General features: G+C 63.4%; 21 protein-coding genes and 1 pseudogene. 10 read left to right on the top strand and 12 right to left on the bottom strand.

Features of this window, described 5'->3' with window-relative positions; all coding sequences use genetic code 11:
- Window positions 1-101: 101 nt before the first annotated feature.
- Window positions 102-458: a cupin domain-containing protein gene (locus tag EOC93_RS20250; RefSeq protein ID WP_095484265.1), complete on the top strand. Its 357-nt coding sequence runs from the start codon at window positions 102-104 to the stop codon at window positions 456-458.
- Between the two features lie 287 nt (window positions 459-745).
- On the opposite strand, the gene EOC93_RS20245 is transcribed toward EOC93_RS20250, so the two are convergent.
- The 8 genes from EOC93_RS20245 to EOC93_RS20210 form a co-directional block, all read right to left on the bottom strand.
- Entirely contained in the window at window positions 746-1,558 is an 813-nt protein-coding gene (locus tag EOC93_RS20245; RefSeq protein ID WP_127205491.1) for a methyltransferase domain-containing protein, read from the bottom strand.
- Between the two features lie 335 nt (window positions 1,559-1,893).
- Window positions 1,894-2,142 (bottom strand): VOC family protein, encoded by a 249-nt coding sequence (locus tag EOC93_RS34880; protein WP_245457949.1) that lies wholly within the window; start codon window positions 2,140-2,142, stop codon window positions 1,894-1,896.
- Window positions 2,143-2,329: 187 nt separating this feature from the next.
- Window positions 2,330-2,812 carry an N-acetyltransferase gene (locus EOC93_RS20235; protein WP_126107373.1) on the bottom strand — a complete coding sequence of 161 codons (483 nt, stop codon included), beginning with the start codon at window positions 2,810-2,812 and terminating at the stop codon, window positions 2,330-2,332.
- Between the two features lie 51 nt (window positions 2,813-2,863).
- Window positions 2,864-4,591 carry an adenylate/guanylate cyclase domain-containing protein gene (locus EOC93_RS20230; RefSeq protein WP_127205490.1) on the bottom strand — a complete coding sequence of 576 codons (1,728 nt, stop codon included), beginning with the start codon at window positions 4,589-4,591 and terminating at the stop codon, window positions 2,864-2,866.
- 409 nt (window positions 4,592-5,000) lie between these two features.
- Window positions 5,001-5,315 (bottom strand): DUF6665 family protein, encoded by a 315-nt coding sequence (locus tag EOC93_RS20225; RefSeq protein WP_095484264.1) that lies wholly within the window; start codon window positions 5,313-5,315, stop codon window positions 5,001-5,003.
- Window positions 5,316-5,348: 33 nt separating this feature from the next.
- A complete protein-coding gene (locus EOC93_RS20220) occupies window positions 5,349-7,232 on the bottom strand; it encodes an ABC transporter ATP-binding protein (RefSeq protein WP_127205489.1) in 1,884 nt (627 codons plus the stop codon).
- Between the two features lie 10 nt (window positions 7,233-7,242).
- Entirely contained in the window at window positions 7,243-9,117 is a 1,875-nt protein-coding gene (locus EOC93_RS20215) for an ABC transporter ATP-binding protein (protein ID WP_127205488.1), read from the bottom strand.
- Window positions 9,118-9,145: 28 nt separating this feature from the next.
- Window positions 9,146-9,553, bottom strand: coding sequence for a hypothetical protein (locus EOC93_RS20210; RefSeq protein ID WP_127205487.1), 408 nt, complete (start codon window positions 9,551-9,553; stop codon window positions 9,146-9,148).
- A gap of 423 nt (window positions 9,554-9,976) precedes the next feature.
- Here EOC93_RS20210 and EOC93_RS20205 point away from each other — a divergent pair, with 423 nt between their 5' ends.
- Window positions 9,977-10,435 carry a tRNA (cytidine(34)-2'-O)-methyltransferase gene (locus EOC93_RS20205; RefSeq protein ID WP_127205486.1) on the top strand — a complete coding sequence of 153 codons (459 nt, stop codon included), beginning with the start codon at window positions 9,977-9,979 and terminating at the stop codon, window positions 10,433-10,435.
- 169 nt (window positions 10,436-10,604) lie between these two features.
- On the top strand, window positions 10,605-11,051 hold the full coding sequence (gene soxR / locus EOC93_RS20200; protein WP_127205485.1) for a redox-sensitive transcriptional activator SoxR: 447 nt from the start codon (window positions 10,605-10,607) through the stop codon (window positions 11,049-11,051).
- 140 nt (window positions 11,052-11,191) lie between these two features.
- Here soxR and EOC93_RS20195 read toward each other — a convergent pair whose 3' ends face one another.
- Window positions 11,192-11,449, bottom strand: coding sequence for a hypothetical protein (locus tag EOC93_RS20195; RefSeq protein ID WP_006202578.1), 258 nt, complete (start codon window positions 11,447-11,449; stop codon window positions 11,192-11,194).
- Between the two features lie 105 nt (window positions 11,450-11,554).
- Between EOC93_RS20195 and hemF the strand changes: the two genes are divergently transcribed.
- From hemF to EOC93_RS20180, 3 genes are all read left to right on the top strand, one after another.
- A complete protein-coding gene (hemF, locus tag EOC93_RS20190) occupies window positions 11,555-12,469 on the top strand; it encodes an oxygen-dependent coproporphyrinogen oxidase (RefSeq protein ID WP_127205484.1) in 915 nt (304 codons plus the stop codon).
- Between the two features lie 248 nt (window positions 12,470-12,717).
- Entirely contained in the window at window positions 12,718-12,978 is a 261-nt protein-coding gene (locus EOC93_RS20185; protein WP_126105253.1) for a DUF1344 domain-containing protein, read from the top strand.
- Between the two features lie 353 nt (window positions 12,979-13,331).
- Window positions 13,332-13,517 (top strand): DUF1059 domain-containing protein, encoded by a 186-nt coding sequence (locus tag EOC93_RS20180; protein WP_023799945.1) that lies wholly within the window; start codon window positions 13,332-13,334, stop codon window positions 13,515-13,517.
- A 251-nt stretch (window positions 13,518-13,768) separates the two neighbouring features.
- Here the strand turns inward: EOC93_RS20180 and EOC93_RS20175 are convergent, their stop codons facing one another.
- The 3 genes from EOC93_RS20175 to EOC93_RS20165 are packed head-to-tail and all read right to left on the bottom strand — an operon-like array spanning window position 13,769 to window position 16,310.
- Window positions 13,769-15,025 carry a CCA tRNA nucleotidyltransferase gene (locus EOC93_RS20175; protein WP_127205483.1) on the bottom strand — a complete coding sequence of 419 codons (1,257 nt, stop codon included), beginning with the start codon at window positions 15,023-15,025 and terminating at the stop codon, window positions 13,769-13,771.
- An 8-nt stretch (window positions 15,026-15,033) separates the two neighbouring features.
- Window positions 15,034-15,666: a CoA pyrophosphatase gene (locus tag EOC93_RS20170; RefSeq protein ID WP_126107371.1), complete on the bottom strand. Its 633-nt coding sequence runs from the start codon at window positions 15,664-15,666 to the stop codon at window positions 15,034-15,036.
- 14 nt (window positions 15,667-15,680) lie between these two features.
- Window positions 15,681-16,310, bottom strand: coding sequence for a DUF1285 domain-containing protein (locus EOC93_RS20165; protein ID WP_126107370.1), 630 nt, complete (start codon window positions 16,308-16,310; stop codon window positions 15,681-15,683).
- A 146-nt stretch (window positions 16,311-16,456) separates the two neighbouring features.
- Between EOC93_RS20165 and EOC93_RS20160 the strand changes: the two genes are divergently transcribed.
- The 4 genes and pseudogenes from EOC93_RS20160 to EOC93_RS20145 all read left to right on the top strand — a co-directional run.
- Window positions 16,457-17,461, top strand: coding sequence for a MoxR family ATPase (locus EOC93_RS20160; RefSeq protein WP_126105251.1), 1,005 nt, complete (start codon window positions 16,457-16,459; stop codon window positions 17,459-17,461).
- A complete protein-coding gene (locus tag EOC93_RS20155) occupies window positions 17,461-18,375 on the top strand; it encodes a DUF58 domain-containing protein (protein ID WP_095484211.1) in 915 nt (304 codons plus the stop codon). The genes EOC93_RS20160 and EOC93_RS20155 overlap by 1 nt, the downstream gene beginning before the upstream one ends.
- On the top strand, window positions 18,372-21,197 hold the full coding sequence (locus EOC93_RS20150) for a DUF4159 domain-containing protein (RefSeq protein WP_127205482.1): 2,826 nt from the start codon (window positions 18,372-18,374) through the stop codon (window positions 21,195-21,197). The genes EOC93_RS20155 and EOC93_RS20150 overlap by 4 nt, the downstream gene beginning before the upstream one ends.
- 3 nt (window positions 21,198-21,200) lie before the next feature.
- Window positions 21,201-21,917 (top strand): annotated as a pseudogene (locus tag EOC93_RS20145) (hypothetical protein); the annotation flags it as partial.

The following is a 21,917-nucleotide window of genomic DNA, read 5'->3' as shown; positions in this document are numbered from 1 at the left end:
ACCGCGTGGCAACGAAGACGGCGAAACCACAGGAAAACAACGGCAAAATCGGAGCCTGCGTTTGCCTCGACAGGAGCCCCGGCCTCGGTCTATCCTCTGCCATGGCGCATGTCATCGACCGCGACAAATGGGCCGGGGCGACCGACCGCTGGCCCGACCATTGGCAAGGCGAGCTGCAGTGCGGCGCCTACGGCTCCAAAAGCTGCCTGATCTTCAACTATCTGCCGGAGATCGGCGGCGGCCCGCGGCTGCACATGCATCCCTATTGCGAGATTTTCATCATCCGCGCCGGCACCGGGCTGTTCACCGTCGGTGACCGGCAGATCGAGGCGTCGGCTGGCCAGATATTGATCGTGCCGCCGAACACGCCGCACAAATTCACCAATCTCGGCCCAGGCCCGTTGGAGACCACCGACATCCACGAAAACGGCAGCTTCATCACCGAATGGCTGGAGTAGGCCATGATCACGAACCGAAGGTCCGCGTCAGCGAAAACCGGAAACCGGTTTTCGGAAAAGATCATGGTTGAACTAGTGGTGAAAATCTGACGCTTGGTACCCGAGGTGAGACAACCGCTTTGGATGGTTTTCTGCCTTCCGTATCGCCGATCGGAACGCACAGGCAGCGCCATTTCGCGACATTCATGGCCCGTCTCAAAACTGGTCGTTCGCTGTACCGCCCGAATCGACCCTTTGCGGACGGCTCTCCGGTGTGAGAAAGGGCGCGTTCTCACCCATTTCAGACGTCAGGCACTCGAGGGCTTGGTACCGGAAACCACCACCACGGGCCTTCGGATTACAACAGTACCGTCGAAGACATGCGCTTTCGCGGCACCGAGAATCGCGTCATGAATCCGGGCGCGCCGAGCTGGCTCTTGTGCTTCCAGCATCATGGCAACTCGCACAGCACCGCCATAAATGAGATCGAGCAGCGCTTTCGGTCGCTCGTTCGTCCATGTCGTTTCAATGAGATCGTCACGCACTTCGGTAAAGCCGCTGGCTTCAAGCACCCGACGGCATTCGCGCGGATCACTGAATCGTAATGGCGGAGGTGCATCCGGCAGATCTGAGATCGGCGTTCCGTGGTCGGCGATCGCCGATAGTACGATATTCAGCACCTCATCGTCCTTGCCCCACTGCGTAAACACAAATCGGCCCTTGGGGCGGAGCACGCGAAAAGCTTCTGCAATGGCCGACTCGGGGCGCCTGAGGTGCATCACCCCGAATGCGCATACGACATGATCGAATGTGTCGCTCGCGTGGGGCAACGCTTCGGCGTCACCCACCTGGAAGGTGAGTCTTGGATAGTTCTCTCCCGCTTTCGCTATCATGGAGGCTGCAAAATCAACGCCCTCAACGGCAGCCCCCTCGGCTGCAAGCGATCCAGCGAGATGGCCCGGTCCGCAACACACGTCCAACACCCTCCTTCCGTCCAGCGGTCCCAAGGCTGCAATGATGGGCGCGATGACCTGATTGGTAATCGGAGATAGGTGCTGATCGTAGCTTGCTGAGCGGGTGGACCAGCCGGCGAGTTCTGCCTCCCGAAACGACGTTGTCATCCAGATACCCTCCACGCTCCGGTGCCTGCTTTGAGCTTATCACGCTGCGTGGACTGTCTGCTAATGACACATTCCGGGTCGTTGGTGCCGCTATGCTCGATGACCGCGCCTTCCACCCAACCGCGACGTGGAGAGCTCGGTGGCCGTGTGGCAGAGCCGAATCCTTCGGCCGGCTCCGTCGCGCCAGATCCGGTCATTCGGCGGGATTCCCCATTGCCGACCTTCGCTCAACCGCAGGATTCGAACCGTTGCAGTCGATGACGGCAGAACTGGCATGAGGCAGGGTCAGCCCGATGCGGACCTTCGCGATTTTCCGCCGGAAGTTCTGACCATTGTTAATCTTGCCAAGTCTCCTGCTTGCGTTCATGAAAGCCGAGCACGCGTTTGCTATCGGTCCACCGTGCGACCTCACCTTCCATTCCATCCGGGTCCTTGAAGCTGACAAGACGGATAGCGCCGAAATCCGTAATGGTCCCATCCGAAGCGCCGGCCTTCACTAGACGTCGCCTGACTTCCTGCAAGCGCTCTTCATCGTCTACCTTCAGTGCGAGATGATCTATGTGACCTCTCTTCCCCATCTGCATCGAGCCACCCTCATACCCCGTCGGTTCTGGCATTTGGAACGGATGAAGGGCAAAGCCGCCTCCAAGGTCGACAAGCGAGTGACGAAGAGTGCCGCCACCCGGACCGGGCTCAGAAGATCGAACGTCGTATCCGCGTCGAAGATCTCTTCGTAACGTATTAGGGCAGCTATGCGCCTGCGCAAGGCAGTCAGAGCGATCGGTGCATTACCAGCGTGTCCACGAACCCCAGAACCGGATGCTCGAAACCTTGCGGAATCGTTCCGACAACGTCGAATCCAAGATGACGCCAAAGCTTGACCGCGCGTTCGTTGGTACTGACCACACAGTTGAACTGCATGGCCCGGAAGCCTCGCGCAGCCGCGTGACCCAGAGAGTGCTGGCACATCGCCGTTGCAACACCCCGGCCGACCGAGTCCGGCGCGGTTATATAACCGCAGTTGGCGACGTGGGCACCGCCGCCCCGTTGGTTCGCGTGCAGATAATAAGTTCCCATCACCAGTTCGTCCGTTCCTGCGACGAACACCTCGTGATCCGGGGAAAACCAGTATGACAGCGCGTCGGATCGGCTCCAGTCAGGCGGCAGCGCGTAGGTTTCGCCTGCCCGCAAGATGGGCTCGAGTATGCTCCAAATGGCGTCTGCGTCGGCAAGTGTGGCTGTGCGAATGGTCAGCAAGGCTAGATATCCAAATTTGCACGGTTGGGATTGTGGCCACGTCCGGCCCTACTGTGGCAGGCCGGCGTCTTCATAGCCATCGATGAAATGCTGTCGATCGGCCTCGTGCCGGAACGGTTGTGTGCTTGCCCAGTGCTGTATCGAGAAATCTCGATTCGAGGCGAGGAATTGCCTTGCTTCCTCCTTGGCCTCTTCCAAATGCCCGAGCCGCGCCAGACTTGCAGCCAAGATACGTTGCGAGCCGAGCCGGTGCGTGGCCTCATGCCGGAGTGTTTCGACGGCATCGGCGTATTGACCCGCTGCGTATTGGGCGAGCCCAAGAAGCCAATAGTACCACCCCGGCGGGTGCGGATTGAGGCGAATGGCGTGGCGCAAATGTCCGATGCCCTCGATAGCCTTTCCCTCGAATGCCTTCAGTTGCCCCAGGAATGCCCAGGCATCGGCATGATTGGGGTTGACCCGAAGGGCAGTGGCCAGCTCCGCCGCGCCTTCATCCGGCTTGCCATCGTAGATCAGCACGTCGCCGAGGATTGCATGGGCCACGGCATTTTCCGGATCAAGCGATACGGCGCGCCAGGCTGCCGCCAGAGCCAGCGAATGATGGCGCTCTGGAGCATCCAGCCAATACGCCCAGGCAAAATGGTGGCTCATCGCAAGCCAAGCATGAGCATCGGCGAAGCCGGGATCGAGTTCGATGGTCCTTTCCAAGAGCGCGGGAGCCGCCCTGTTGCTTTCGGGCGACTGAACCACCAGCACGCGGCCGCGGACGAAGAGGTCATACGCTTCGAGACTTGCTGTCCTACGTGTGCTGGAGGTCACAGCGGCCGGCAACACGCCGGACAGGGCACTTACAATCGTATGGACGACCTCGTCCTGCAACAGGAAGACGTCCGCCAAATCGCGGTCGAAGCGATCAGCCCAGAGATGACTGCTGTCCGTGGCGTCGATTAGCTGGGCATTGATCCGCACCCTAGCCTTCTCCCTGCGCACACTTCCTTCAAGCACATAACGCACCGTCAGCTCCCTGGCGACTGAGCGGACATCGACTGACCTCCCCTTGTAAGCGAATGTGGAGTTGCGTGCGATCACCAACAGACCAGGCACTTTCGACAAGTCAGTGATCAGGTCTTCCGCCAGACCGTCAGCGAAGTACTCCTGCTCGGGATCGCTGCTCATGTTCGTGAACGGCAGAACGGCAATCGAAGGCTTGTCGGTGATGGCCTTGGATGTGGAAATCACAACAGGCGGCGTGCCGGAAACGCGGTAGATGCGAACTGGCAGGGCAATGTTTTTCACGGTCTGGGCCCCGAGATCCTCGAAACCAACCTCGATCTTGTTTCGGACGTGGTCGTAGATCGTTCCGGAGATGAGGATGCCGCCTGGCTCGGCGGTGGTTTCCAGTCGCGCAGCGATGTTGACGCCATCGCCATAAAGGTCACTGCCCTCGACCATCACATCACCTAAATTGACGCCAATGCGCAGCACGATACGGAGCTTCTCCGGCAGAGCGGCATTGGCGGCAGCCATCGCATGCTGCACGTCTATGGCGCATTGCAAAGCATTGACGGCGCTGGCGAACTCCACCATCACGCCGTCGCCAGTCACCTTAAAGACCCGGCCATGGTGCCTGGCGACCAACGGCTGCAGCACTTGCTTGCGTCGGGACTTGAGCGCGGCCAGCGTGCCGGCCTCATCCGTTTCCATGAGGCGGCTGTAGCCAACGACATCGGCCGCCATTACGGCGGCGAGTCGACGCTGGATGCGTTCGTCGGTCATGTGCGGCGATTGCTCTCATCTGAAAGCAGTCCGGCAGTGTACCGACGCTTCGTGAACGAGTCTATCAGTCCAACCCCGGAGCCTACCTCGTAGGAAAGTTCAGGAACGGATCATGAGCACTGGTCGCGGCCAATGTCTGCTTTCTGCCAAGAGCACCGGCTCAAGAAGGTCAGCAAGGGGTCAGAGCGGCTGGTTCAGCCGAACGTCCGCTATCCGGCACCAAAATGAGTTCGGGAAGGTCCGAGAAGGGTCATCAGACTGGTTGCGCTTAACGTCCGGTTCCGGGAAGGAAAATCGGCCTCGGAGAGTCTCGAAAGGGTCACGACGTTCCCTTGAACTCCCATCAGGGATGGTCCGCAAAGGGTCGAAATCGGTATTTCGTTTTCGGTCAGATTTTCAACACTATTGTCTATTTCGCGCCGAGCCTGGCCAGCACGGCCTTGGGAATGTTGTATTCCCGGATCACCGCGTCGTGCTTGCGTAAGCCGCACAATTCGCGCTGGATGAAATAGCCGTGGACCGCCTCCGCCGCGTCCTTGAGCAGCCGGGCACGATGTTCGCCATCGTCGCCATGTTCACGCAACCTCGCCAGCGTTTCATCCACGCGCCGGCCGGCGCGGCCGAGCGCCGCCGCCTTTTCGCCGAGGATCTCGTGGCCGAGCAGGTCGAGCGCCGACTCCTGCGCGCCGGACCGTCCGAAATTCGATGGCATTCGCATCGACATGATCAACTCCGGTTTTTTGCCGAAAATCCCGCCCTATTCCGCCGGCCGCGTCTCCTCCAGCACGCTCTCCTCGTTGAACAGGAAGCCGCCGGATTGCCGCTTCCACAGCCGCGCATAAAGCCCGTCGAGCGCGACCAGTTCGTCATGCGTGCCTTGTTCGACGATGCGGCCGCCGTCGAGCACCACCAGGCGATCGAGTGCCGCGATGGTCGACAGCCGGTGCGCGATGGCGATGACCGTCTTGTTCTCCATCAGCCTCGCCAGGTTCTCCTGGATGGCCGCCTCGATGTCGGAATCGAGTGCCGACGTCGCCTCGTCGAGTATCAGGATCGGCGCGTCCTTGAGGAAGACGCGGGCGATCGCCACGCGCTGGCGCTGGCCGCCCGACAATTTCACGCCGCGCTCGCCGACAAAGGCCTCGTAGCCCTGGCGATCACGATTGTCGCGCAAGTCGAGGATGAAGTCGTGCGCCTCGGCCTTCTTCGCGGCCGCGATCACCTCGGCGTCGGTGGCGTCCGGCATGCCAAGCTTGATGTTGTCGCGCAAGGAACGGTGGAAAAGCGCGGTATCCTGGCTGACGACGCCGATGTTGGCGCGCAGCGAGTTCTGCGTCACCTTTGAAACGTCCTGGCCGTCGATCGTGATCTTGCCGGCCTCGAGGTCGTAGAGGCGCAGGATCAGATTGGCCAGCGTCGTCTTGCCGGCGCCGGACGGCCCGACCAGTCCGACCTTCTCGCCCGGCCGCACGACAAGGTCGATGCCGTTGAGCACGCCGAACCCCTTGCCGTAGTGGAACTCGACCTTCTTCACGTCGATCCGGCCGCCGCCTACCACAAGCTCCCTGGCGTCGGGCGCATCGGTCAGGCCGAGCGGCTGCGAGATCAGCGCCTTGGAGTTTTCCAGAACGCCGAGATTCCGCAGGATGCTGTTGAGCTGCATCATCAGCCGGCCGAGCAGCATGTTGAGCCGCAGCACCAGCGACAGCGTGAAGGCGACGGCGCCGACTGTGATCGAGCCTTCGACCCAGAGATAGACCGCAAAACAGGCGATCGCAGTGATCATGATCCCCGACAGCGTCGTCAGCGCCATGCGCACGCCGGTCAGCCTGCGGGTGAACGGACGCAGCGCGTCGAGATAGATATCGAAACCGCTCCTGATGTAGCGGTCGTCGCCGTCGGCGGAGAACAGCTTCAGCGTCTGCACGTTCGAATAAGAATCGACGATGCGGCCGTTGATCATCGAACCCGCCTCGGCGGTTGCCTCGGCATGCTTGCGGATCGCCGGCAGATAGCGCTTGGCCAGCCAGCCGAAGGCGGTGATCCAGATCACCACCAGCACCGCCAGTCTGAGATCGAGGCTGGCGACCAGAACCAGCGTCGTCACCGTATAGACGACCATGAACCAGACAACCTCTATGAAGCTTTGCATCAAATCGCCGGTCGCCTGCCCTGCCTGCCAGACCTTGGTCGCGATACGTCCGGCGAAATCATTCTGGAAGAAGGCGTAGGACTGGCGCGAGACATGGCGGTGCGCCTGCCAGCGCACCAGATTGTAGAAGCCGGGCGTGATCGTCTGCTCGTCGACCAGCGCCGCCAGGCCGACGACGATGGTACGGATGACCAGCACTACGGCGGCCATGAAGACAAGTTCGGGACCGGCGGCAGCCCACAGCGCGTCCCAGCTGCGCTCGCCGGGGAGCTGGTCGAGAATGTCGACCAGCCGCCCGACGAAGTAGAACAGTCCGGCCTCGACCAGCGGCGCGATGCCGCCGATGACAAGCATGGCGAAGAAGGCGAATTTCGCCTGGCCGACATAGTGCCAGAGGAACCCCCTGACGCTGACCGGTGGCCGAAGGACCGCGGGCTCCCTGAATGGATAGACCCAGTTCTCGAACCAGCGATAGACGGCAGTCATCATTCGGCGGCTATCATTCTGCTGCTTGACCCTTGATCATGGCATCGTTGGCGGCGGCACCGTCGTCGAGCAGGAAGCCGCCCGATTGGCGCTGCCAAAGCTGCGCATAGAGCCCGCCGCTGGCGACGAGTTCCTCATGCGAACCTTCTTCGATGACGCGGCCCTTGTCCATGACGACGAGCCGGTCCATCGCCGCGATGGTCGAGAGCCGGTGCGCGATGGCGATGACGGTCTTGCCTTGCATGAGCCTGTAGAGGTTCTCCTGGATGGCCGCCTCGGCCTCGGAATCAAGCGCAGACGTTGCCTCGTCGAGAATGAGGATCGGCGCGTCCTTCAGCATAACGCGGGCAATGGCGATGCGTTGCCGCTGGCCGCCGGACAATTTGACGCCGCGATCGCCGACATGCGCATCGAAACCCGTGCGGCCACTGGCGTCCGAAAGCCGTGATATGAAATCAAGCGCTTCGGCGCGGCGTGCCGCTTCGATCAGCATCTCGTTGCTGGCGTCCGGCCGGCCATACAGGATGTTCTCACGCACCGAACGATGCAGCAGCGAGGTGTCCTGGGTGACCATGCCGATCTGGGCGCGCAGCGAATCCTGCGTCACCGCCGCGATTTCCTGGCCGTCGATCAGGATCCGGCCAGTTTCGAGGTCGTAGAAGCGCAAGAGAAGGTTGACCAGCGTCGACTTGCCGGCGCCCGAGCGGCCGACGATGCCGACCTTTTCACCCGGCTTCACCGTCAGCGACAGGCTCTCGATGATGCCCTTCTGCTTGCCGTAGTGGAAGCGGATGTCCTCGAAACGGATCTCGCCCTTGGTGACGGCAATATCCTTGGCCCCGGGCCTGTCTTCGACGAGGCGCGGCAGCGAGATCGAGCTGATGCCGTCCTGCACCGTGCCGATATTTTCGAACAGGGTGGACATCTCCCACATGATCCATTGCGACATGCCCCAGAGCCGAAGCACGAGGCCGATGACCAGGGCGACGGCGCCGATGGTCACTGCATGGCCGAGCCACAGCCACAGCGAGATCGCGGTGACCGAAAACAACAGCAGCGAGTTGAGGACGTAGAGCAGGCCATAGAGCTGCGTCACCAGCCGCATCGACCGATAGACCGTATCGAGAAAGCCGGCCATGCCTTCCCGCGCGAAGGACGCCTCGCGCCGGGCATGCGAGAACAGCTTGACCGTCTGGATGTTGGAGTAGCTATCGACGACGCGGCCGGTCATGGTCGAGCGCGCATTGGCCTGCTCCTCGCCGACCTTGCCCAATCGCGGGATGAAGTAGCGCAAGAGCAAGATATAGCCGGCAAGCCAGACGGCGAGCGGTGCCGCCAGTCGCAAGTCGGCCGAGCCGACGATGAACAGCATGCCGAGGAAATAGACGACGATATAATTCAGCACGTCGATGAGCTTGATGACGCACTCGCGCACGGCGAGCGCGGTCTGCATCAGCTTGGTCGCGATGCGGCCGGCGAACTCGTCCTGATAGAAGCTCATCGACTGCTTGAGCAGGTAGCGATGCACCTGCCAGCGGATACGCATCGGATAATTGCCCATCAGCGTCTGCTGGTTGAGGAGCGAATGGAACCAGACCGTCGCCGGCAGCACGAACACCACGATGAAGGCCATTCCGGCGAGTTTCCAGCCCTCGGTCTGCAGGAACGTCTCGCGATTCTGCACCGACAGCCAGTCGACGATCCGGCCCATGAAGCCGAACATCCAAACCTCGGCGACGGCGATAGCCGTCACCAGCACCGCATCGAGAGCGATGTAGGGCCAGGCGCCGCGCGTATAGTGCACGCAGAAGGCGATCAGCGTCTTCGGCGGCTCGACTGGCTCCTCGGCGGGGAACGGATCGAGCCTTCTTTCAAACCAACGGAACATTGTCTTGGTCTCACATGCTCGTTTTCGCTCACGCGGCGCGAGAGCGCGTAGCGTCATGGGATCGCGTGGCGACAAAGACCGGCGTCCCGGAATCACCCGGGCCGCCGGTCCTGCTTCGCGCAGTATAAGGTGTTGCGGGCTTTTCGCCGACAGGCTCGTTTGACGATCCTGACAGCGCCCTGTCGACAACCCGGAGTTTCGCGCCTGTTTTTGCGCCAGGGCGGATCAGCCTCATAATCCGGCGCACCAGCGACGGCCGACTGCGGTCGGGGACCGCGCGCGAGAAATCGACGTCCGGCAGCATACCGCGATGCGGACGCCGACGGGTCTCGGCGTGAACCGCCGACGAATAGGTTTCGCCGATCAAAAGTGCCCAGGTCGCCATCCTGCGCTCGTGCAGGCTTCTTGAACCGGGAATTTTGCAGGGATCGAACATCGGTCCGTCCTCCATGTGAAAATACGGATAAAAGGGTGAATCCGGCCTGCTCGCGGGCGAATGGCCAGCGAAAGGCAGGGATTGCCCAGAGGCGTGTTCAGGTGGGGCGTTCAGCCCCTTCGACAGCTTGAAAAACATCGCAGGATTCCTTCGAAGACCGAAAAAAGGTTTCGGCTAAGAATCGGTGCGATCGAAGTCTAAAAGGTCAGGAGAATCGTCGTACCGAAACCGCCGGCAGGCTGGTAAGCCCACAAGAGGGGCGCTGGATGTGCATGATCATCATGAATTACCCCTCCATCGGTTCGGGTTGACAATGCCCGGCGTATAACCGACTTCGCAGAAAATGACCACCCGCCAGTCCAGCAATTTCCAAAACCGCGAGCCCCCTGTGGCCGATCTGCCACGGATAAAAAGGGCGCGGAAATGAACGACCGTCTCCGCATCGCGCTCTACCAGCCGGATATCGCCGGCAACACCGGGACAATCCTGCGCTTCGCGGCTTGCCTCGGTCTCGTCGTCGACATCATCGAACCGGCCGGCTTCCCGCTCTCCGACCGGGCGCTGAAACGAGCCGGCATGGACTATCTCGAAATGGCGGCGCTGACCCGGCATGTCGACTGGCACGCCTTCGAGAACTGGCGCAAAGACGAAGCGCGGCGGCTGGTGCTGCTGTCGACCAAGGCTGCGACCGCCTATACGGATTTCGTCTTCGCCGACGATGACGTCCTTCTGTTCGGCCGCGAATCCGCAGGCGTGCCGGATTCTGTTCACGAGGCGGCGGACGCGCGACTGATCATACCGATGCAAGGCGCCGCGCGCAGCATCAACGTCGCGCTCTCCGTCGCCATGGTGGCCGGCGAGGCGATCCGGCAGCTTGGATAGGATTTGCAGGCCGTCGGTGGGCGCGGCGAATACAGCCGCTTTCTGGCCGACGACCACACCCTCTCTTGTCATTCTCACCCAGGCGCACATCGCCTTCTCCTGCGGTTTGCATGTCCAGGATTTCTTCGTTACAAGCTCAACTTAACTTGAGGTCAAGCGGAAAATTCGAATGGCTGTTGTGACGGAACTGACGGTCGGCCAGGTGGCGACGCGAAGCGGGGTGGCGGTATCGGCGCTGCATTTCTACGAGGCGCGCGGACTGATCCGCAGCCACCGCACATCAGGCAACCAGCGGCGCTACGGCCGCGACGTGCTGAGGCGGGTGGCGATCATCAGGATCGCGCAGGAGGTCGGCATTTCGCTGGCCGAGATCGGTGCCGCACTTGAATCGCTGCCTGAAGGCCGCACTCCGACGCGCGAGGACTGGAACCTGCTTTCAACGGCCTGGCGCGACCAACTCGATCAGAAGATTGCCCAGCTGAAGAAGCTGCGCGACGGGCTGACCGATTGCATCGGCTGCGGCTGCATGTCGATCGACAAGTGCCCGCTGCGGAACAAGGAAGACCGCTTGAGCGCCCAAGGCCCGGGAGCAAGGCGGTTGTTGGTCGCGCGCTAGGGTGTATTGAGATTCAGGTCAGGCCGAGTCGAAAACGGTGGTTTCCGAGAACCGGAGCGGAGCGTACTTTTGGTACGTGAGCACCGGAAGCGCAGGAACCCGCCGTTTGCAGGCCGGCATCACCTGAATATCAACACACCCTAGTCCGCCGCCGGCAATCGCCTGATGGTGAATTCGATGACGTCGCCCGGCCGCTCGAACCAGCTTTCGATCTCGGTCCAGTAGGCCTGCTTGGGAAAGCGCTCGAACCACTCCTTCGCCTTGAGCCGCGCATCGGAGCGTGGCAGCACGAAGGTCTCGCGCAGGAACCCGTCGCGCGGCATGCGCTCGCGCTCGGCGCGCGAACGGTCGAGCCTCTTCTTCAGGCCATCCAGCGGCGGTCTTGCCGGAGTGCGCACGAAAGAACTCCATTCACACTTGACCCTTGCACCCAACAGATTAGGGATCGCGGCCGGAAAAGACGAGTCATTTGTCGGGGTGCGCCCCGCAACCGGAGACGGCATTTGCAACGACCCGAAATACCGGCGGGGCTGCCGGCCGACATCGAGCAGAAGAAGATGAAGGCGCGGCTGTGGTTCGAGACGTTGCGCGAGCGCATCTGCGCCGCATTCGAGCAGATCGAGCAGGACCTGCAGGGACCGCAGGCCTCATGGTCGCCCGGTCGCTTCGAAAAGACGCCGTGGGAGCGTGATGCCGGCAAGGGCGGCGGCGGCATCATGTCGATGATGCGTGGCCGCGTCTTCGAGAAGGTCGGGGTCCACACCTCCACCGTCTATGGCGAGTTCTCGCCGGAGTTCAGGAAGCAGATGCCGGGCGCCGAGGAGGACCCGCGATTCTGGGCGAGCGGCATTTCGCTGATCGCGCACCCGTGGAACCCCAACGTGCCGGCCGTGCATATGAACACGCGCATGGTCGTCACCTCGCGCCAGTGGTTCGGCGGCGGCGCCGACCTGACGCCGGTGCTCGACCGTCGCCGCACACAGGAAGACCCGGACACGGTTGCCTTCCATCGTGCCATGCAGTTCGCCTGCGAGAAGCATCCGGCGGTGGCCGACCACGCGAAATTCAGGGCCTGGTGCGACGAGTATTTCTATCTCCCGCACCGCAACGAACCGCGCGGCACCGGCGGCATCTTCTTCGACTGGCTGCATTCGGTCGAGGACAGAGGCGGCTGGAACGCCGATTTCAACTTCGTCCAGGATGTCGGGCGCGCTTTTCTCGTCGTTTACGGACATCTGGTGCGGGCCAATTTCAACGACAACTGGACCGACGGCGACCGCGACGAACAGCTGATCCGCCGTGGCCGCTACGTCGAATTCAACTTGCTTCACGATCGCGGCACCATCTTCGGGCTGAAGACAGGCGGCAACGTCGCCTCGATCCTGTCCAGTCTGCCGCCAGAGGTGAAATGGCCGTAAAATCTCGGTGAGCTGGACGTGAGCCGCAATCAGGTCCAAATCGCCTGATTTTGGCGGTGAATGTGGCGCACAGGATATCTTTTTCGTCTAATATCCCTTTGAAAAAACAGGACTATTTTTCGTTTCCAGGCCGGGAAACGCCGGCGGTTCTCGCCTCCTCTAGAACCGCGACCCGACGCGACCGGACGGCCCATAATTGAGTGGGGCACCTCCCCAATCAGGTGCCCTCATTTTCCAGGAGAGCATCCATGCGCAAGCTTATTATGTCGGCTGCGGCTGCTGCCGTTCTTGCCTCTGGTGGCGCTGCCTTCGCAGCGGTCAAGCACACCACGGGCACGGTCAAGACCTATGATGGAACGGCCATGAGCCTTGTTCTGGATGACGGATCTACCTTTACGCTGCCCAAGGCCTTCAAGGATCCTGGCCTGAAGGCCGGCGAAAAGGTCCGCGTTTCGTGGGACATGAGCGGCAACAACAAAATTGCCGAGGCAGTCAGGATCGTGAAGTGACGGCCTGCCCGCTGGAGCAAGATGAGGTCTTGTCTCTGGGGTAGCGTAAGAGGGAGGAGCAGCGCTGCTCCGCCTTTTCGGTCTTTCGCGCATGACCCCGAAAACCGAATCGGTTTTCGGAAAGGATCATGCGCAGATAACAAATAATGTTAGAGCGTCTTTTACGCGTCCTCCGGACGCGCGGCGCTCTAACGCAACCAAAACCAGTCGATCGTGTTATGCTTGCTCGGCCAGCGCATGACCCGAATACCGATACCGGTTTTCGACAGGGATCATGCGTCGATCAAAGGTGCTGGAGCTTCCGTGCCCAAGCAAATGCGCGGAGCTCCGAGGAGGAAAAGGGAGAAAATCCGATGAAGGAATTCCACTGCGGCTCGCTCGTTCCGGGTTGTGACTGGCATACGCGCGCCGACGAGGAAGCCGAGATCATGCGTCGCGCGGTCGAGCACATGCGTGAGACGCATGGCGAGACGATCATCCGCGAGACGATGATCGAAGCGATCCGTTCACGCATCGAAAAGGCCCGCGACGCGGCCTGATTTACCTAAGAGACTGTTTCGAAATTCGCTCTGGCGAGTCATATGGTGGTGGTTTCGAGAACCGGAGCGCAGCGGACATTAGAGCGCCGCGCGTCCATTGGACGCGCTAAGGACGCTCTAACACTTTGGTTGGCGCATGATCCTTTCCGGAAACCGATTTCGGTTTCCGGGGTCATGCGCTGGGTCCGTGAGCACCGGAAGCGCAGAAAACGCCACCAGATGGCCGCCAGAGTAGAGTTTCCAAACGGTCTCTAACTTTCGAGTGCTTCTGCGGCGCGATTGAGGAGCGCGCCGCGATCCAGCGCAAAGCCGGACTCGATCCACTCGTTTTCGAGGTTTTTCAAGGTTGCGCCGAGTTTCGGCCCGGGCGACGCGCCAAGCGTCGTCAGATCGGCGCCCTTGAGCGGAAAGTCGGGCTTTTTCCATTTTCCGGCGAAGGCCAGCAGGCGCGAGAAGCCGCCGGCTTCGAGCAACGCGTCATTGTCCTCGACCGCGCGGGCTCGAGCCGAAGCAAGCGACAGCCGCAAGCGATCGACAAAGCCCTGACGATCACCACGATAGAGCCGTTTTGCGAGTTCCACTTCGGTCGTCTTAGGCGCGACAGGCGCTGTCAGCGTCCACTGCCTGAGACGGACGGCTTCGCTGACGGAGAATCTCAGCCGCTCAGCCAGCGTCTTCATCCGCGCGACATCCGGCGGCACGATCGCTTCCAGCCTGAGCAGCGGGTCCGGCGTCCAGCCCAGATCTTTCTCGGTCCTGGTCAGCGCATGGATCGCATCGATGCCCCATTTCTCGCTCTCCGGCAGAACGCTGGTGAGCACGCTGGCTTGGCGCATCCACAGCAAGGCGCGCGATGGATCGGGCGCTGCCAGCAGCTTTTTCAGCTCGGACCAGACGCGCTCGACCGAGAGTTGGCTGAGCCCCTCCTTGAGCCGGGCGCAAGCCTTCAGTCCTTCGGCATCGGGCCGGCCGTCGCCATACCAGGCGAAGAAGCGGAAAAAGCGCAGGATGCGCAGATAGTCCTCGCGGATGCGTGCCTCCGGATCGCCGATGAAGCGCAGCCGGCGCGCCTCGATATCGGCGATGCCGCCGACGAGGTCGACGACCGTGCCGTCGGCCTCGGCATAGAGTGCGTTGATGGTGAAATCGCGCCGTTGCGCGTCGGCCTTCCAGTCGCGCCCGAACGACACTTTGGCTCTCCGTCCGTCGGTCTCGATGTCGGCGCGCAGCGTGGTCACCTCGAACGGTTTGCCGCCGGCGACAATCGTGATGGTGCCGTGCTCGATGCCGGTCGGCACGGCCTTGAAGCCCGCCGCCTCGGCGCGCCGGATGGTTTCATCAGGCAGGCAAGTGGTGGCGATATCGACGTCGGCGACCGGCTGGCCGATAAGCGCATTGCGCACCGCGCCGCCGGCGACACGCGCCTCCTCGCCGCCATCCGCCAGCGCCGCCAGCAGGCGCTGCAGGTGCTTTTCGCCGAGCCAGTCGGCTTTGCCCGCGAGCGACATCCGGCCGCTCACGTATAGAGCCTTTCATAGAGCGTGCGAATGATGCCGGCGGTGACGCCCCAGATGCGCTGGCCGCCATAGGGCATCTCGTAGAAGACCCATTCCAGGTCGTTCCACATGCGGCTGTCGCGGCCATGGTTGGCCGGGTCCATCAGGAAGCGCAGCGGCACCTCGAAGACGGCGTCGACCTCCTCGGAATTCAGCGTCAGTGAAAAACCCGGCTGCACGATCCCCAACACCGGGGCGATGCGATAGCCGCTGCCGGAGACATAATCGGGCATGCGGCCGATGATCTCGATCCGGTCCTGGCCAAGACCGATCTCCTCGAACGTCTCGCGCAATGCCGCCGTCTCCGGGCTCGCGTCGGTCGGGTCGATCGTGCCGCCTGGAAAAGCCACCTGCCCCGAATGGTTGCGCAGGTTTTCCGCCCGTTTGGTCAGGAGAACTGTGGCGTCGCGTCCGTGATCGACCACCGGGATGAGCACCGCGGCATCGCGCAGGGCCTTCGCGAGCTTTAAACGCGGATGGCCGGGATTGAAGCGATGGTCGCCGTAATCGTCTGCGGCATGCGCTAGCGGCTGTGCCGCGACACGGGCGCGAAAATCCTCGGCGGAAAACGGCACCGGCGTCACCTGATCCATCATACGCTGCCCCATCACGCGCTCAGCCGCTGCAGTTTTTCCGCCGGCATGATCGGATAGACCGCGCCCTTCGAGCGGACGGCAAACATCCTCCTGCCGCCGACCTCGATCTCTTCGCCATGCTCGACCAGTTCGTACATGACCGGCCGCGCCACCAGCGCCTCCAGCCGTCCGCGCACCAGCACATAGGGTTTCAGGCCACCGGTCGCATCCTCGTCGACGAAGCGCAGCGGATGGTCCGGCCCGGCCTCGACCACATCGCCGACATTGGTGCGGAAGGTGATGACTTGGCCATCGCCGGTGCCGCAAACGTCCATCTCGACGGCGATGAAAGGCGCATCGGCGACGCGGATGCCGACCCTTTCCACCGGCGTCACCAGATAGGTCTTGCCGTCTTCGTCCTTGCGCAGCACGGAGGAAAACAGCTGCACCAGCGGCATGCGGCCGATCGGTGTGCCCAGGTAGAACCAAGTGCCGTCCTGTCTGATCTCCATGTCGAGATCGCCGCAAAAGGCCGGATTCCAGCGCTCCACCGGCGCCGGCCCCTTACCTGCGCGGGCGGCACGCGAGATCAGCGCCTCCAGTCCCCGCGCCTCAGCGACGGCCGTCAAACTCTCTTCACGATCCTCGGCGCGTTCTGTCATGGTCACGAAATAGTCACTGTTGTTCCGCTTGTCAGCCTAAGTCTGTGATTTAAGTTCAAAGACAGGCGCCATGCGAGGCCGAATCGCGGCATTCTGCGGCGTCGAAGGTGCAAGCCGGTATTTCCAACGAGAAGGATCGATGCTGCATGAGCGTGATGATCAAGGAAAGCCCGATCAGCGAAAAGGATATGATCGACCAGGCCGAGACGGCGCTGGCCGACATTTCCAGGGTTCGCGATGGCGTCGGCCGCGTCATCTTCGGCCAGGAAAGCGTTGTCGAACGCACGCTGGTGGCGCTGCTGGCCGGCGGCCATGCGCTGCTGGTCGGCGTGCCCGGCCTCGCCAAGACCAAGCTGGTCGAGACGCTGGGCATCGTGCTCGGCCTCGATTCCCGCCGCATCCAGTTCACGCCCGACCTGATGCCGTCCGACATTCTCGGCTCCGAGGTGATGGAGCAGGACGAATTCGGCAAGCGTTCTTTCCGCTTTATCTCCGGGCCGATCTTCGCGCAGCTGCTGATGGCCGACGAGATCAACCGCGCCTCGCCGCGCACCCAGTCGGCGCTGCTGCAGTCGATGCAGGAATACCACGTCACCATTGCCGGTGTCCGCCATGACCTGCCGGCGCCGTTCCACGTGCTGGCAACGCAGAACCCGCTAGAGCAGGAAGGCACCTATCCGCTGCCCGAGGCGCAGCTCGACCGCTTCCTGATGCAGGTCGACATCCTCTATCCGGAAATCGAGGCGGAGCGCCGCATCCTGCTGGAAACCACCGGCATCGAGGACGCCAAGGCGCAGAACGTGCTGCAGCCGGCGCGACTGAAGGAGATCCAGACCTTGATCCGCCGCATGCCGGTGCCGGAAAGCGTCGTCGAGGCGATCCTCCAGCTGGTGCGCTCGGCGCGCCCCGGCCAGGGCAATGCCGAGACCGATAAACACGTCGCCTGGGGCCCGGGCCCACGCGCCAGCCAGGCGCTGACGCTGTGCGCCCGCGCCCGCGCCCTTTACGACGGACGGCTGGCGCCGTCGGTCGACGACATCAGAGCGCTGGCCGAGCCGGTGCTGCAGCACCGCATGGCGCTGACCTTTGCCGCCCGTGCCGAGGGCACGACCGTGCGCGACGTGGTGGCGAAACTGGCAAAAGGCATCTGATGGCGCGTATAGGCGAGGCCCAGGCACCGGCAGCGACGCGTGACGCGCTCGCCCGCGGCCGGTTGCGGGCGTCGCTGGTCCCTGACCTGCTGGTCGAGGCGCGCCGCATCGTCAACACGGTGATCGCCGGCTGGCACGGCCGCCGCAAGCGCGGCATCGGCGAGAATTTCTGGCAGTTCCGGCCCTATGTCGAAGGCGATTCCTCACGTATCGACTGGCGCCGCTCGGCCCGTGACGATCACATCTATGTGCGCGACCGCGAATGGGAAGCGGCCCATACGGTGTGGCTGTGGGCAGATCCCTCGCCCTCAATGCTCTACAAATCGACCGGAGCCACCGTCTCGAAGGAATCCCGCGCGCTGGTGCTGGCGCTGGCCATGGCCGAGCTTCTGTCGCGCAGCGGCGAGCGTATCGCCTGGCCCGGGCTGACCGATCCGTTCACCGCCCGCAACGGCGCCGAGCGTATCGCGGCGCAACTCACCCATGCCGGCGAATTGCCGGCAAAGCCCGACCTGTCCGGCATTCGCCGCTTCTGCGACATCGTCATCGTCAGCGATTTCCTCGATCCGGTCGAGGACACCATCGCCTGGCTCGACGTGCTCGCCCGCCACGGCGTGCGTGCCCATCTGATCGAGGTCGCCGACCCGGCCGAGGAGAGATTTCCTTATGCCGGCCGTACCGAATTCACCGATCCCGAGACCGGCGACAAGCTGACCGCCGGCCGCGCCGAAACGCTGGGCGATGAATACCGCCTGCTTTACATCGCCCGCCGCCAGGAGCTGACCGACTGGTGCAAGCGGCTCGGCTGGAGCTTCACGGTCAACCACACCGATCGCCTCGCCTCCGATGCGCTGGTGCGTGTCCATATGGCGATGACCGTCGATGGCAGCTCAGCCGGGAGGATCCGCGCATGAGTTGGCTGCCGCTCTCCTTCGGGGCGCCGATGGTGCTGTGGGGCCTTCTGGCGCTGCCGGTGATCTGGTGGCTTTTGCGGTTCACCCCGCCCAAGCCGCAGACCGAGATATTCCCACCGCTGAAGATCCTGGCCCGGGTGCTGAAGCGCGAGGAGACGCCGCAACAGAGCCCATGGTGGCTGACGCTGCTCAGGCTGCTGATGGCGGCCCTTATCGTTGCGGCGCTGGCCGAACCTGTCTTCAACCCGCGTGAAAAACTGCCGGCCGAAGGCGCCGCCCTTGCGCTGGTGATCGACAATGACTGGGCAAGTGCCGCCGACTGGGGCCAGCGCGTCGCCACGGCCGAACGGCTGATCGCCGATGCCAGCTCCAACGAGGTGCCTGTCATCATCGCCTTCACCGCCGAAAAGCCGAATGCCGAGATCGGCCCCTTCGACGCCGCCGCCGCGCTCGACCGGCTGCGCGCGGCAAAGCCGAGGCCGATCCCGACCGACCGCCCTGCCGTCTACGCCCGCGTCGCGGCAACCCTGGAGAGCTTGCCGGGCGCCAGCGTCGCCGTGCTCGCCGACGGTCTGGCGGCGGAAGGTGACGAGGCCGCCTTCAACACGCTTTTGTCGAAGAACGCCGCCCGTGTCGTCTGGGCCGTTTCCGACAGGCCTACCTTGATCGGCCTGACCGGCGCCGACAACCAGGTGGACGGCTTCGAGCTGACCGCCATCCGCGCGCCGGGCGATCCGGCGCCGGCTCAGGTGACCGCCGGCGCCTTCGACGATAAGGGCCGCCGCATCGCCGACGCCACGCTGACCTTCTCGCCGGGCGAATCCATCGCCACCGGCACGATGGCGGTGCCGTTCGAGCTGCGCAACGATTTCGCCTCGATCGCGCTCGACGGCCAGCGGCAGGCCGGCGCCGTACGCGTGCTCGACGAGAATTCCAAGCGCCGCCGCGTCGGGCTGCTGTCGCAGGCCGAGGCCGACCAGGCGCAGCCGCTTCTGTCGCCGCTCTACTATATCAGACGCGCGCTGCAGCCCTTCGCCGATCTGGCTGAGCCGTCGAGCGCCGATCTCGCCGACGCCATCCCGCAGCTTCTCGACCAGAAGCCGGCGATGATCGTCATGGCCGATGTCGGCACCATTCCGGAGCAGGTGCGGCAAAGGCTGGTCGACTGGGTCGACAATGGCGGCACGCTGGTGCGGTTCGCCGGCTCGCGGCTGGTCGCCGGCGGCAATGACGACGATCTGCTGCCGGTCAGGCTGCGCACCGGCGAGCGCTCGCTCGGCGGCGCGCTGTCGTGGACGACGCCGCAGGCGGTCACCGATTTTCCGAAGACCGGTCCCTTCGCCGACCTCGCTCCGCCCGCCGAGGTCACCGTCACCAGGCAGGTGCTGGCTGAGCCGACGCCCGATATCGTCGAGCGCACCTGGGCCACGCTTGCCGACGGCACGCCACTGGTGACCGGAATGAAGAAGGGCAAGGGCACGCTCGTCCTGTTCCATGTCACGCCGGAGGCGACCTGGTCGAACCTGCCGATCTCCGGCAGCTTCGTCGAGATGCTGCGCCGCATCGTGCAACTGTCGCGCAACCAGGGTGCGGCGGTCGCCAATGCCGAGGCCGCCGCCACTTCGCTGGCGCCCTACCGCATGATATCGGCCGACGGCACGCTGGTGCCGCCGACGCCGGATGCAAGGCCGCTGGTGCCGGGTGCCGGCCCGCTGCCGGTGACGTTCGAGAACCCGCCCGGCCTGTACGGCTCCGAAACCGGCGTCTTCGCCCACAATCTGCTCTATGCCGAAAGCAGCTTCGCGCCGCTGGTCCGTCCTCAGATCACCGTGCCGGTCACCACCATCCAGTACGCTTTCGACGAATCGCACAATTTGAAAGGCCCGCTGGTGGCGGCAGCACTGTTGCTGATGGTGCTCGACACGCTGGCCGTGTTCTGGATGGGCGGCCTGTTCTCGCGCCGGCCGCGCCGCGCCGGCACTGCTGCCGCAACCACCGCCGCCCTGCTGATTGCGCTCGGCGCCCTGGGCGGCCACACCGACATCGCCCGCGCCGACGATGCCAAACCGGGCGATGACCGGGCGATCGAGGACATTTCGAAGACCCGGATCGCCTATGTGCAGACCGGCGAACAGAGCGTCGATTCGATCAGCCGGGCCGGGCTGGAGGGCCTGACCCGCTTCCTGATCGAGAAGACCGCGCTCGAGCCGGGCGCGCCGGCCAGCGTCGATATCTCGAAGGACCAGCTGTCCTTCTATCCGCTGATCTACTGGCCGATCGACCCTGCCGCGCCGATGCCGAGCCAGGCCGCGATCGCCCGCGTCGACGCCTATATGCAGCAGGGCGGCACGGTGCTGTTCGACACGCGCGACCAGTTCGCCACCGGCATCGGCGCGGATTCGGCCAGCCCGGCGACGGAGCGGCTGCGCGACATCCTCGGCAACCTCAACGTGCCGCCGCTGGAACCGGTGCCGTCGGACCATGTGCTGACCAAATCCTTCTACATCCTGCCTGAGTTTCCCGGACGCTTCGCCGGCAGCCCGCTCTGGGTCGCGGCGTCGCTCGAAGCCAGCAACACCGAGAACCGCCCGGTGCGCACCGGCGACGGCGTCTCGCCGATCATGATCACCGCCAATGATTTCGCCGGCGCCTGGGCGGTCGACGAGAATGGCGACCCGCTTTTGCCGACCGTGCCGTCGGACCCGATGCAGCGCATTTACGCGCTGCGCGCCGGGGTCAACATCATGATGTACATGCTGACCGGCAATTACAAATCCGATCAGGTGCATGTGCCGGTGCTGCTCGAACGGCTGGGGCAGTAAGCCATGAATTGGTCGCTCGCCTTCGAACCGCTCATTTCCTGGCCGCTGCTTGGCTTGGTGCTGGCGCCGCTGTTGCTGCTGGCACTGGTCGGCCTGTGGTTTCGCCAGCGCGGCGCGGTCTTCCGTTTCGCCGCCCTGCTCGCGCTGGGTGCGGCCCTGCTCAACCCTGTGGCCCTCGACGAAGAGCGCGAGGCGCTGAAAAGCGTCGTCGTCGTCGTCGTCGACCGCAGCCAGAGCCAGGACATTGGCGAACGCACCAAGCAGACCGACGAGGCGCTGGCCGGGCTTCAGCAGCGCCTCGGCCGCTTCAAGCAGTTCGACGTCCGCGTTGTTGAGGCCGGCAAGTCGGAAGCCGCCGAGGAGCGCACTGAAACGCGGCTTTTCGGTGCGCTTGAAAGCGCTTTCCGCGACGTGCCGCCTTCGCGCATCGGCGGCGCCATCATGATCACCGATGGCGAGGTGCATGACGCCCCCGCCGGCACACCCGACTTCCACGCCCCGCTGCACGCGCTGATCACCGGCAACGACCAGGAAAAGGATCGCCGCATCCGCTTCGAGAATGCGCCGCGCTTCGGTCTGGTCGGCAAGCCGCTCGAAATGACCTATCGCGTCATCGGCACCAACAATGAGGCCGGCTCGGTCGATGTGCGCGTGTCGGTCAATGGCGAGCAGGTTTCGGTCGAGCGGGCCACCATCGGCCAGGCCATGCCGCTGCAGGTG

Source organism: Mesorhizobium sp. M6A.T.Ce.TU.002.03.1.1 (assembly GCF_003997275.1).
GTDB lineage: Bacteria > Pseudomonadota > Alphaproteobacteria > Rhizobiales > Rhizobiaceae > Mesorhizobium > Mesorhizobium mediterraneum.
The sequence above is the reverse complement of the archived record's forward strand: the minus strand, read 5'-3'. Positions and strand labels throughout refer to the sequence as shown.